Here is a 10,953-nt window from a genome sequence, read left to right as displayed (position 1 = left end):
GCCGGAACCTTCCTCCTCCATGCGCACGCCGGCCGCCCGCCACTTGCGCAGGATCTCCTGGTGCCAGTCGACGGCGAACCACTCCTTGAGGGAGGCCGCGATGATCGCGCCGACCCCCTCGGTGGCGGTCAGCTCCTCCAAGGTGGCCTGTTCGATGCGGTCGATCGACCGGAACTCGCGGGCGAGCGCCTCCGCGGCGACCGGGCCCACGTGCCGGATGGAGAGGCCGTTGATGATCCGGGCCAGCGGGCGCTGCTTGGCGGCGGCGATGTTCTCCAGCATGGCCAGGGCGTTCTTCTTCGGCTCGCCCTTCTGGTTGGCGAAGACCGTGACGATCTTCTCCTCGCCGGTCTTCGGGTCCCGCTTGGGCAGACCGCTGTCAGGGTCCCGGACGTACGCCTTGATGGGGAGGATGTCCTCGATGGTGAGGTCGAAGAGGTCGCCCTCGTCCAGCAGCGGCGGCTGCGCCGGCTCCAGCGGGCCGGTCAGGGCGGCGGCGGCCACCATGCCGAAGTTCTCGATGTCCAGGGACTGCCGGCCCGCCAGGTAGAACAGGCGCTCGCGCAACTGGGCGGGGCAGGTCCGCCCGTTGGGGCAGCGGACGTCGATGTCGCCCTCCTTCATCGGGCGCAGCGCCGTCCCGCACTCGGGGCACTCCGACGGCATCACGAACTCCCGCTCGCTGCCGTCACGCAGGTCCACCACCGGGCCCAGGATCTCGGGGATGACGTCGCCCGCCTTGCGCAGCACGACCGTGTCCCCGATCAGGACGCCCTTGGCCTTGACGACCTCCTGGTTGTGCAGGGTCGCGAACTCGACCTCGGAGCCGGCCACCGTCACCGGCTCGACCTGCGCGTACGGGGTGACACGCCCGGTGCGGCCGACGCCGACCTTGATGTCGACCAGCTTGGTGTTGACCTCCTCGGGCGCGTACTTCCAGGCGATCGCCCAGCGCGGGGCGCGGGCGGTGGAGCCGAGCCTGCCCTGGAGGGCGATCTCGTCGAGCTTGACGACGACGCCGTCGATCTCGTGCTCCACGGAGTGCCGGTTCTCGCCGAAGTGGGCGATGAACGCGCGCACCTCCTCCAGGGTGGACACCACCGCGTTGTGCCGGGCGGTGGGCAGGCCCCACTCGCGCAGCAGCTCGTACGCCTGGGACTGGCGCTCGATCTCGAAGCCCTCGCGGGCGCCGATGCCGTGCACCACCATGTGGAGCGGGCGGGTCGCGGTGACCTTGGGGTCCTTCTGGCGCAGCGAGCCGGCCGCGGCGTTGCGCGGGTTGGCGAAGGGCTTGCCCTCGGCCTCCACCAGGCGGGCGTTGAGCTCCTCGAACTTCTCCATCGGGAAGTACACCTCGCCGCGGATCTCCACCAGCGCCGGGATCCGGTCGCCCTTGAGGCGGTCCGGGATCTCGGCGATGGTGCGGACGTTGGGCGTGATGTCCTCGCCGGTGCGGCCGTCACCCCGGGTGGCGGCGCGGGTGAGGCGGCCGTTCTCGTAGGTGAGGTTCACGGCGAGGCCGTCCACCTTGAGCTCGCACAGGTAGTGGTAGTCCGGGGTGTTCACGTCCCGGGCGACCCGCTCGGCCCAGGCGGTCAGCTCCTCGTCGTCGAAGGCGTTGTCGAGGGAGAGCATCCGCTCGCGGTGCTCGACCGAGGCGAAGTCCGTCTCGTACGCCCCCGCCACCTTCTGGGTGGGCGAGTCGGGGGTGCGCAGCTCGGGGTACTGCTCCTCCAGGGCCTCCAGCGAGCGCAGCAGCTGGTCGAACTCGGCGTCGCTGACGACCGGCTGGTCGTTCACGTAGTACCGGAAGCGGTGCTCCTCGACCTGCTCGGCGAGCAGCTGGTGCTGCTCGCGCGCCGCCGTCGGTACTGCCGTGTCCTGCTGTTCGGCTGCCATGCCGTGTCCTCCCGTGGCCCGTGCTCGACCGTCACTCAGGGTTGTCGGCGAGGGACCTCGCCGCCCTGACGCAATGGGCCTGCACCGCGCGGGCGTACGCGGGCGAGGCGCCCGCCAGACCGCACGACGGGGTGACCACGACGGACTCGGCCAGAGTCCCCGGGGCCAGCCCCAGCCTGCGCCAAAGCTTCCTGACACCCATGACGCTACCGCCCGGGTCCGACAACGGGCCGTCGGTGCCCGGCACCACTCCGGCGAAGAGCTTCATCCCGCCTTCGACGGCCTCGCCGATGGCGTCGTCCTCGCGCTCGGTGAGCAGCGAGAAATCGAACGAGACGGCCGCCGCACCGGCCCGGCGCAGCAGCGCGAAGGGGACGTCGGGCGCGCAGGAGTGCACGACGACCTCCCCGTCGTGGACGGAGAAGAGGTCGCGCAGGGCGCTCTCGACCACCTGCCGGTCCACCGCCCGGTAGGTGCGGTAGCCGCTGGCGGAACGCACACGGCCGCGCAGGACGGCGGTGAGCGAGGGCTCGTCGTACTGGAGGACGATCTCGGCGCCCGGGACGCGCTTCTGCACATCGGCCAGGTGTCCGCGCATGCCCTCGGCGAGGGAGGCGGCCAGGTCGCGGCAGGCTCCGGCGTCCTGGAGGACGGCCTCGCCGCCGTGCAGCTCCAGGGCGGCGGCCAGGGTCCACGGGCCGACGGCCTGGACCTTGAGCCTGCCGGTGTACCCCTGGGTGAACTCCTCCAGCGCGTCGAGGTCCTCGCCGAGCCAGGAGCGGGCCCGGCGGGTGTCGCGGCCGGGGCGGTCGCTGATCCGCCAGCCGCTGGGCTCGACGTGGGCGTACAGGTCGACGAGCAGTCCGAGGGAGCGGCCGATCATGTCGGCGCCGGGGCCTCGGGCCGGGAGTTCGGGGAGGTACGGGAAGTCCTCGAAGGAGCCCGTGGCGGTCTTGGCGGCCTCGCGGGCGTCGCCGCCCGGCAGGGAGCCGACGCCGGTGGCACCCGCGGTCATCGGCCGGGCCTGACGGTCAGGTCGTTGACCTCCGCGTCGCGCGGCAGGTCGACGGCCATGACGATGGTGGTGGCCACGGACTCGGGGTCGATCCAGGCGGCGGGGTCGTACTCCTTGCCCTCCTGGGAGTGGACCTTGGCCTGCATGGGGCTGGCGGTGCGGCCGGGGTAGACGGAGGTGACCCGGATGCCGTTGGCCTTCTCCTCGCCGCGCAGGGAGTCGGCGAGGGCCTTGAGGCCGTGCTTGGAGGCGGCGTAGGCGCTCCACTCGGGGTGCGCGGTGAGGCCGGCGCCGGAGTTCACGAAGACGACGGTCGCCTTGGAGGCCCGCAGGGTGGGCAGCAGCAGGCGGGTGACCTCGGCGGGGGCGATGAGGTTGACGTTGAGCTGCTGGTGCCAGGTCTTGGGGCGCAGCTCGCCGACGGGCCCGAGGTCGACGATCCCGGCGATGTGCAGGAGGGAGTCGATCCGCTCGGGCATCGGCTGCTTGGAGAAGGCCCACGAGAGCCGGTCGGGGTCCGCGAGGTCGCCGACGAGGGTCCGGGCGCCGGGGTAGCGCTCGAGGAGCTGCCGGGCGCGGGCGGCGCCGGCGCCGGTGATCACGTGAGTAGGCATACGGCCATGCTCGCACCCCGCGCCCGCCACCGGCCCCGCCACCCGGGGCCGGCCGGCGCGGGTGGCGTCAGAGCCCGGCGGACTCGCGGAGGGCGGCGGCCGTCTTCGTGGCGTCGTAGCCGGCCGGGACGCCGTCGACCAGGAGGATGTCGCCGGGGATGTGGCGGCCGCGCAGCGGGAGGATCTCCTGGTAGGCGGGGGACGCGTACCAGGCGCGGGCGCGCTCGATGTCCGGGAAGGCGATGATCACGAGGTCGCCGGGGAAGGAGCCCTCCAGGACCTCGACCTTGCTGCCGTGGACGAGGAAGCGGCCCTCGAAGGGGTCCATGGTCGACTGGATCTCCTCGATGTAGCGGAGGATGTCCTCGTTCATCGTCTCGGGACGTATGTGGCCGATGGCGTACGCGGTCATGTCTGACTCCCGATTCCCTTGTCCGGTGGGCTTGTTGATCCCATCCTGGCAGGGCGTGCGGGGCCGGTCGATTACCTGCGCGGTCATGCCGGCCGCCGGGTCATGCCGGCTGTGAGGCCGGGGCGGCGGCGCGGAAGGTGCGGCGGTAGGCGATCGGGGAGACGCCGAGGGACGCGCGCATGTGCTGGCGCAGGGAGTTGGCGGTGCCGAAGCCCGCGCGGTGGGCGACCAGGTCCACGGGCAGGTCGCTGGACTCCAGCAGGTCGCGGGCGACTTCGAGCCGCTGGGCGGTGAGCCACTGGACCGGGGTCATGCCGACCTCGTCGCGGAATCGGCGGGTGAAGGTGCGCAGGCTCATCCGGGCGTGGGCGGCGAGCTCGGCGAGGCTGACCGGTTCGGCGAGCCGCTCCAGGGCCCAGGCGCGGGTGGCGGTGGTGGTGGCGACGGTGGGTTCGGGGACGGGGCGGTCGATGTACTGGGCCTGCCCGCCGTCGCGCCAGGGCGGTACGACGCAGACGCGGGCGGCCCGGTTGGTGACGGCGGCGCCGTGGTCGCGGCGGATCAGGTGCAGGCACAGGTCGACGCCAGCGGAGACCCCGGCCGAGGTCAGGATGTCCCCGTCGTCGACGAAGAGCACGTCCTCGTCGACGCGGACGCCGGGGTAGGCCCGGCGGAACTCCCGGGCGAGGTTCCAGTGGGTGGTGGCGGGCCGGCCGTCGAGGAGTCCGGCGGCGGCGAGCACGTAGGAGCCGGTGCAGATGGACACCAGGCGGGTGCCGGGGCGGATGCCCGCGATGGCCGCGGCGACGGTGGGCGGCAGCGGCCCGCCTCGGCCCAGCTCGGGCATGGCGTGGGTGGGCGGGATGATCACGGTGTCGGCGGCGGCGAGGGCTTCGGGCCCGGCGGCCGGCTGGAGGGTGAAGCCGGAGTCACTGGGCACGGGAAGGCCGTCGGCGGTGCAGACGACGACCTCGTAGAGGGCTTCGCCGTCCTCGTCCACGGCGCTGCCGAACACCCGGGAGGGGATGCCGAGCTCGAACGGCGGGAAGCCCGGGAGGGCCAGCACCGCGACCAGGTGCCTGCCGCCGGGGCCGCTCCCGGTGCGGGTGGCGTCCTGGGTGCGGTCCTGCGTCTCGCTCATGGCCAGATCCTGTCACATAGTGGCCAAGCGGCCAACACCACGGGCGTGCGCGGTGCCCCAGTCTGGGACGCGTCGCCGGGAATCAGCCCGGAATCAGACGTAAACGGATGGAATGAGGCATACGGACATGCGTGCGATCGTCGTGAACGAGTGGGGCGGCCCGGAGAACCTGGTCGAGCGGGAGATCGACCGGCCCGAGCCCGGCCTGGGCGAGGTCCTCGTCCGGGTCCACGCGGCCGGCGTGAACCCGGTCGACTGGAAGACCCGGGCCAGCGGGGCCCTGATCGCCTGGGGCGAGACCCCGGTCGTGGGCTGGGACGTGTCCGGCACCGTGGAGGCGGTCGGCCCGGGCGTCACCCTCTTCGCGCCCGGTGACGAGGTGTACGGGATGCCGCACTTCCCCCGCCAGGCCGGCGGCTACGCCGAGTACGTGGTGGCCCCGGCCCGGCAGCTGGCGGCGAAGCCGGCCTCGCTGAGCCACGCCGAGGCCGCCGCCCTGCCGCTGGCCGCGCTGACCGCCTGGCAGGCGCTGGTGGACACCGCGGACGTGCGTCCCGGGGAGCGGGTCCTGGTGCACGCGGCCGCCGGCGGCGTCGGGCACCTGGCGGTGCAGATCGCCAAGGCGCGCGGGGCGTACGTGATCGGCACGGCCAGCGCGGGCAAGCACGAGCTGCTGCGCTCGCTGGGCGCGGACGAGGTCGTGGACTACCGCACGGTGGCCTTCGAGGAGGTGGTCTCGGACGTGGACGTGGTCCTGGACGGCCTCGGCGGCGAGATCGCCGAACGCTCCCTGTCGGTGCTGCGCGAGGGCGGCCGGCTGGTCACGCTGCCCGGCCCGGACGACGTCCCGGCCGACACGCGCGGCTTCCGCGCGGACTGGGTACTGGTCGAGCCGGACCGGCTCGGGCTGCGCGAGATCGCGGCACTGGCCGACGACGGCGTGCTGAAGCCGCTGGTGGAGACGGTGCTGCCGCTGGAGCAGGCCGCGAAGGCGCACGAGATCGGCGAGCAGGGCCGGACCACCGGCAAGATCGTCCTGACGGTGGTCTGATCCCTCGGCAGGTCTAGACGGCGGCGGTGGCCCGGGTGGTGGTGGCGATGGTGGCGGAGCCGACCACGCGGGTGCCGTCGTAGAGCACGATCGCCTGGCCGGGGGCCACGCCGCGGACCGGCTCGGTGAAGCGGACGTGCAGCTCGCCGTCCACGACCTCGGCGAAGACCTCCGTCTCGCCGCCGTGGGCGCGCAGCTGGGCGGTGTAGGTGTAGGTGCCGGCGGGGGCGGGCGTGGATCCGCACCAGCGGGGGCGGATCGCGGTGAGCGCGGTGACGTCGAGGGCTTCGACGGGGCCGACGGTGACGGTGTTGTTCACCGGGGAGATGTCGAGGACGTAGCGGGGCTTGCCGTCGGGGGCGGGGTGGCCGATGCGCAGGCCCTTGCGCTGGCCGATGGTGAAGCCGTACGCCCCGTCGTGGGTGCCGACCTTCTCGCCGGTCGCCCCGTCGACGATGTCGCCCTCGGCCTTGCCGAGGCGCTTGGCGAGGAAGCCCTGGGTGTCGCCGTCGGCGATGAAGCAGATGTCGTGGCTGTCGGGCTTCTTCGCCACGGCCAGGCCGCGGCGCTCGGCCTCGGCGCGGATCTCGTCCTTGGTGGTGACCGTGTCGCCGAGCGGGAAGAGGGCGTGCGCCAGCTGCTTCTCGTCGAGGACGCCGAGGACGTAGGACTGGTCCTTGGCCATGTCGGAGGCGCGGTGCATCTCGCGCGTGCCGTCCTCCTTCTCCACGATCGTCGCGTAGTGGCCCGTGCAGACGGCGTCGAAGCCGAGGGCGAGGGCCTTGTCGAGGAGCGCCGCGAACTTGATCTTCTCGTTGCAGCGGAGGCAGGGGTTGGGGGTGCGCCCGGCCTCGTACTCGGCGACGAAGTCCTCGACGACGTCCTCGCGGAAGCGCTCGGCGAGGTCCCAGCAGTAGAACGGGATGCCGATGACGTCGGCGGCGCGGCGGGCGTCGCGGGAGTCCTCGATGGTGCAGCAGCCGCGGGCGCCGGTCCGGAAGGACTGCGGGTTCGCGGAGAGCGCCAGGTGGACGCCCGTGACGTCGTGCCCGGCCTCGACCGCGCGCGCGGCGGCGACGGCGGAGTCCACGCCGCCGGACATGGCGGCCAGGACACGGAGGGGGCGGGCGGTGCGCGGCAGGTTCTCAGTCATAGCGCCTTCCAGGGTACGGGGAACCGTGCGGGGTCACAGCGCGTTATCGGCGGTGGGGGGTGGATCACATGACCGAGAAGGCGAAGGGCGGGGGCCGGACCCGGCGGGCGGTGCTGTTCGGCGGGCTGGGGGCGCTCGCGGTGGGGGCCCTGGCGGCGCAGGACGAGATCAGGCGGGCCTGGTGGCTGCTGCCGGGGGTGAGCAAGCCGCGCAAGGAGGGGGACGTGGACTCCCCCGGGGTGAGCTGGACGGCGGCCTCGCCGGCGAACTGGCGGCTGGCGGACCGGCCCGACGACTACCGGGTGGACCGGATCGTCGTGCATGTCACGCAGGGGGACTTCGCATCCTCGGTGGGCGCGTTCCAGAACCCGTTCCACAAGGCGTCGGCGCACTACATAGTCCGCCAGGACGGGCATGTGGAGCAGATGGTGCGCGAGCTCGACATCGCCTTCCATGCCGGGAACCGGTCGATGAACGAGCGCAGCGTCGGCATCGAGCACGAGGGCTTCATCGACCGCCCGCAGGACTTCACGGACGCCCTGTACGCGGCGTCGGCGCGGCTGGCGGCGGACATCTGCCGGAGGTACGGCATACCGGTGGACCGGCAGCACGTCCTGGGGCACTCGGAGGTCCCGGGCGCCGACCACACCGACCCGGGACCGCACTGGGACTGGGACCGCTACCTGCGGATGGTCCGGGAGGAGCTCGCCCGGACCGCTCCCCCGGCGAAGGCCGGCTAGCTCAGCCCGGCCGTGCGGGCCCGGGCGACGGCCGGGCCGATGGCCGCCGCGACCGCCGCGACGTCCTCCTTGGTGGAGGTGTGCCCCAGGGAGAAGCGGAGGGTGCCGCGGGCCAGCTGGGGGTCGGTGCCGGTCGCGAGCAGGACGTGGCTGGGCTGGGCGACGCCCGCGGTGCAGGCGGAGCCGGTCGAGCACTCGATGCCCTGCGCGTCCAGGAGCAGCAGCAGGGAGTCGCCCTCGCAGCCGGGGAAGCTGAAGTGGGCGTTCGCCGGGAGCCGGTCCTCGGGGTCGCCGCCGAGGACGGCGTCGGGGACGGCCGCCAGGACGGCGCGGATCAGCTCGTCGCGCAGCGCGCCGACCTCGGCGGCGAAGCGTTCGCGCCGCTCGGCGGCGAGTACGGCGGCCACCGCGAAGGCGGCGATGGCCGGGACGTCGAGGGTCCCGGAGCGGACGTGCCGCTCCTGGCCGCCGCCGTGCAGGACGGGCACGGGGGTCTGGTCGCGGCCGAGGAGGAGGGCGCCGATGCCGTAGGGGCCGCCGATCTTGTGGCCGCTGACGGTCATCGCGGCGAGACCGCTGTCGCCGAAGCGGACGTCGAGCTGGCCGACGGCCTGGACGGCGTCCGAGTGGAGCGGGATGCCGTGCTCCCGGGCGACGGCGGCCAGTTCGCGGACCGGCATGACGGTGCCGATCTCGTTGTTGGCCCACATGACGGTGGCCAGGGCGATGTCGTCGGGGTTGCGCTCGACGGCCTCGCGGAAGGCCTCGGGCCGGACGCGGCCGTGGTGGTCGACGGGGAGGTACTCGACCTCGGCCCCTTCGTGCTCGGCGAGCCAGTGGACGGCGTCGAGGACGGCGTGGTGCTCGACGGGGCTGGCGAGGACCCGGGTACGGGCCGGGTCGGCGTCGCGGCGGGACCAGTAGAGGCCCTTGACGGCGAGGTTGTCGGCCTCGGTGCCGCCCGCGGTGAAGACCACCTCGCTGGGGCGGCCGCCGAGCGCTTCGGCGAGGGCCTCGCGGGCCTCCTCGACGGTGCGGCGGGCGCGGCGGCCGGCGGCGTGCAGGGAGGAGGCGTTACCGGTGGCGGCGAACTGCGCGGTCATCGCCGCGGCGGCTTCCGGGAGCATCGGTGTGGTCGCGGCGTGGTCGAGGTAGGCCATGATTTTTTGATTCTACGAGTCCCTCCGCCCGCGGGTCCCCGCCCGGGGGCGGTTGGTCGGACCAGCGGGGGCGGGGCGCGGGCCCGCCATCGCCCCTCCGGGGGGCTTCGGCGGGCCGGGCGTGGGAGCTACCGCGGGGCCCGGGCCAGTTGGCGGGACTGGGCCACCAGGCGGTCCGCCGAGTCCCAGACCTCCGCGTCCTCCTCCAGGAAGCCGCCCGCGAGGTTGCGGGTGACGATGCCGATGCGGAGGGGGCCCGGGGCCGGGCGGTGGCGGACGTGGGTGGTGAGTTCCACCGTCGGGGCCCAGCCCAGGAGGCCGAGGTCGAAGGCGGTCGGGGGAAGGGCGTCCACCGCGAGGAGGAGGGACAGGGGGTCCGCGTCGCGGCCGTCGGCCAGCTCGAACCAGGCCCGCATCTCGCCCTTGCCCGAGGGCGCGCCGACGGCCCAGCCGGCCGTCGCCGGGTCCAGGCGCAGCCGGAGCCGGTCCACGATGGCGTTGCTGCCCGGGATCGGGGCCGGGCCGGCCTCGGCGCCGAGGCAGTCCTCGTAGGCCGGCATCGCGGGCGGCTGGGCCACCGTGTGGACGCTGTCGGGGAGCGCGGCGAGGTCCCCGTACGAGGCGAGGACGCGGATGCGCTCGATCTCGGCGCCGTTCTCGTCGAACTGGAAGAGGGAGGCCTGGCCCGTGGAGAGGGTGCGGCCGACCCTGACGACCTCGGTGCGGATCACGGCGGGGCCGGGCACGGAGGAGGTCAGGTAGTGGGCCGAGACCGTGAAGGGGTCCGGGTGCGGCAGGGCCGCCGACAGGGCCCGGCCGACCAGGGCCAGCAGGTAGCCGCCGTTGACGGCGGTGATGATCGTCCAGCCGGCGGAGAGCTCCGCGTCGTATACCCCGGGCTCGCCCGCGCGGGGCGTGACGGTGGTGTCGCGGTCGAATTCGCTGTCGCCGATGGATGCCTTGGCCGCTGCATGTGACATGGAAACGAGGTTACCCGCGGAAGCTACTAAGCGGTAGCTTTTGTTTTGGGGAGGGAGGACCTAGGGTTCTTCGGCCACCGAGGAGCGGCGGTTCCAGGCCAGCGGGGCCCGCCAGTGGTACTGCATGGCCAGGATGCGCAGGACGAAGGTGGTGACGATCGCCAGGGCGGTCGTCAGGGGGTTCAGCAGGTCGAAGCTGATGAACAGGGCGATCATCGAGGCGCCGACGACGGCGGGGACGGCGTACATCTCGCGGTCGCGGAGGAGGGAGGGGACCTCGTTGGCCAGGACGTCACGCAGGACGCCGCCGCCGACGGCGGTGGCCACGCCCAGGGCCGCGGAGGAGGTCAGGCCGAGGCCGTACTCATAGGCCTTGGTGGTGCCGGACACGCAGAACAGGCCGAGTCCGGCGGCGTCACAGACGTTGATCGCCCGGTTGATGCGCTGCACCTCGGGGTGCAGGAAGAAGACCAGCGCGGCGGCGAGCAGCGGTGTCACGAAGAAGCTGAGCTCGCTGAAGGCGGCGGGCGGGACGGCGCCGATGCAGAGGTCGCGGAAGAGGCCGCCGCCGAGGGCGGTGACGAGGGCGAGTACGGCGATGCCGAAGACGTCGAAGTTCTTGCGGACCGCCAGGAGGGCGCCGGCCAGGGCGAAGACGAAGATGCCCGCGAGGTCCAGGGCGTGCTGGATGCCGGGCGGGAAGAGATCGTGGAGCACGTCTCATTGTCACCTGGGGCGCGAGGCCCCGCGGACGGCGGCGTCGCCGCCGTCCGCGGGGCCCGGGCCCC

Annotated in this window: 11 protein-coding genes; 2 read left to right on the top strand and 9 right to left on the bottom strand. The window is 73.4% G+C overall.

From position 1 onward, the window contains the following. The 5 genes from ligA to VR44_RS24610 form a co-directional block, all read right to left on the bottom strand. On the bottom strand, positions 1–1,899 hold a 1,899-nt coding region (ligA, locus tag VR44_RS24630; RefSeq protein ID WP_045949775.1), incomplete at its 3' end, for an NAD-dependent DNA ligase LigA. A gap of 31 nt (positions 1,900–1,930) precedes the next feature. Continuing rightward, positions 1,931–2,914 carry a methionine synthase gene (locus tag VR44_RS24625; RefSeq protein ID WP_045949774.1) on the bottom strand — a complete coding sequence of 328 codons (984 nt, stop codon included), beginning with the start codon at positions 2,912–2,914 and terminating at the stop codon, positions 1,931–1,933. Continuing rightward, the gene (locus VR44_RS24620) at positions 2,911–3,528 is read right to left on the bottom strand and encodes an SDR family oxidoreductase (RefSeq protein ID WP_045949773.1); all 618 of its coding nucleotides are present in this window, start codon (positions 3,526–3,528) and stop codon (positions 2,911–2,913) included. The genes VR44_RS24625 and VR44_RS24620 overlap by 4 nt, the downstream gene beginning before the upstream one ends. 67 nt (positions 3,529–3,595) lie before the next feature. Continuing rightward, on the bottom strand, positions 3,596–3,940 hold the full coding sequence (locus VR44_RS24615) for a DUF1330 domain-containing protein (protein WP_045949772.1): 345 nt from the start codon (positions 3,938–3,940) through the stop codon (positions 3,596–3,598). Positions 3,941–4,040: 100 nt separating this feature from the next. After that, positions 4,041–5,081 (bottom strand): GlxA family transcriptional regulator, encoded by a 1,041-nt coding sequence (locus VR44_RS24610; RefSeq protein WP_045949771.1) that lies wholly within the window; start codon positions 5,079–5,081, stop codon positions 4,041–4,043. Positions 5,082–5,208: 127 nt separating this feature from the next. On the opposite strand from VR44_RS24610, the gene VR44_RS24605 reads away from it, so the two are divergent. Beyond that, the gene (locus tag VR44_RS24605; RefSeq protein WP_045949770.1) at positions 5,209–6,132 is read left to right on the top strand and encodes an NADP-dependent oxidoreductase; all 924 of its coding nucleotides are present in this window, start codon (positions 5,209–5,211) and stop codon (positions 6,130–6,132) included. A 13-nt stretch (positions 6,133–6,145) separates the two neighbouring features. On the opposite strand, the gene mnmA is transcribed toward VR44_RS24605, so the two are convergent. Next, entirely contained in the window at positions 6,146–7,285 is a 1,140-nt protein-coding gene (gene mnmA, locus VR44_RS24600; protein ID WP_045949769.1) for a tRNA 2-thiouridine(34) synthase MnmA, read from the bottom strand. A gap of 68 nt (positions 7,286–7,353) precedes the next feature. Here mnmA and VR44_RS24595 point away from each other — a divergent pair, with 68 nt between their 5' ends. Next, positions 7,354–8,025 carry an N-acetylmuramoyl-L-alanine amidase gene (locus tag VR44_RS24595; RefSeq protein ID WP_045949768.1) on the top strand — a complete coding sequence of 224 codons (672 nt, stop codon included), beginning with the start codon at positions 7,354–7,356 and terminating at the stop codon, positions 8,023–8,025. On the opposite strand, the gene VR44_RS24590 is transcribed toward VR44_RS24595, so the two are convergent. The 3 genes from VR44_RS24590 to VR44_RS24580 form a co-directional block, all read right to left on the bottom strand. Then, positions 8,022–9,185, bottom strand: a complete 1,164-nt coding sequence (locus VR44_RS24590) for a cysteine desulfurase family protein (RefSeq protein ID WP_045949767.1) — start codon at positions 9,183–9,185, stop codon at positions 8,022–8,024. The two genes, VR44_RS24595 and VR44_RS24590, sit on opposite strands and share 4 nt — an antisense overlap. A 128-nt stretch (positions 9,186–9,313) precedes the next feature. Continuing rightward, positions 9,314–10,165 (bottom strand): thioesterase family protein, encoded by an 852-nt coding sequence (locus tag VR44_RS24585; RefSeq protein WP_045949766.1) that lies wholly within the window; start codon positions 10,163–10,165, stop codon positions 9,314–9,316. Positions 10,166–10,225: 60 nt separating this feature from the next. After that, the gene (locus tag VR44_RS24580) at positions 10,226–10,882 is read right to left on the bottom strand and encodes a trimeric intracellular cation channel family protein (RefSeq protein WP_045949765.1); all 657 of its coding nucleotides are present in this window, start codon (positions 10,880–10,882) and stop codon (positions 10,226–10,228) included. Between the last annotated feature and the right edge of the window lie 71 nt (positions 10,883–10,953).

Source organism: Streptomyces katrae (genome assembly GCF_000966975.1).
GTDB lineage: Bacteria > Actinomycetota > Actinomycetes > Streptomycetales > Streptomycetaceae > Streptomyces > Streptomyces katrae.
The sequence above is the reverse complement of the archived record's forward strand: the minus strand, read 5'-3'. Positions and strand labels throughout refer to the sequence as shown.

What these genes read in the sequence shown, in the direction of transcription:
- VR44_RS24590 (WP_045949767.1), bottom strand. Translation starts at nt 9,185, where the DNA reads ATGGCCTACCTCGACCACGCCGCGACCACACCGATGCTCCCGGAAGCC.
- VR44_RS24615 (WP_045949772.1), bottom strand. Translation starts at nt 3,940, where the DNA reads ATGACCGCGTACGCCATCGGCCACATACGTCCCGAGACGATGAACGAG.
- VR44_RS24620 (WP_045949773.1), bottom strand. Translation starts at nt 3,528, where the DNA reads ATGCCTACTCACGTGATCACCGGCGCCGGCGCCGCCCGCGCCCGGCAG.
- VR44_RS24595 (WP_045949768.1), top strand. Translation starts at nt 7,354, where the DNA reads ATGACCGAGAAGGCGAAGGGCGGGGGCCGGACCCGGCGGGCGGTGCTG.
- VR44_RS24610 (WP_045949771.1), bottom strand. Translation starts at nt 5,081, where the DNA reads ATGAGCGAGACGCAGGACCGCACCCAGGACGCCACCCGCACCGGGAGC.
- mnmA (WP_045949769.1), bottom strand. Translation starts at nt 7,285, where the DNA reads ATGACTGAGAACCTGCCGCGCACCGCCCGCCCCCTCCGTGTCCTGGCC.
- VR44_RS24585 (WP_045949766.1), bottom strand. Translation starts at nt 10,165, where the DNA reads ATGTCACATGCAGCGGCCAAGGCATCCATCGGCGACAGCGAATTCGAC.
- VR44_RS24605 (WP_045949770.1), top strand. Translation starts at nt 5,209, where the DNA reads ATGCGTGCGATCGTCGTGAACGAGTGGGGCGGCCCGGAGAACCTGGTC.
- VR44_RS24625 (WP_045949774.1), bottom strand. Translation starts at nt 2,914, where the DNA reads ATGACCGCGGGTGCCACCGGCGTCGGCTCCCTGCCGGGCGGCGACGCC.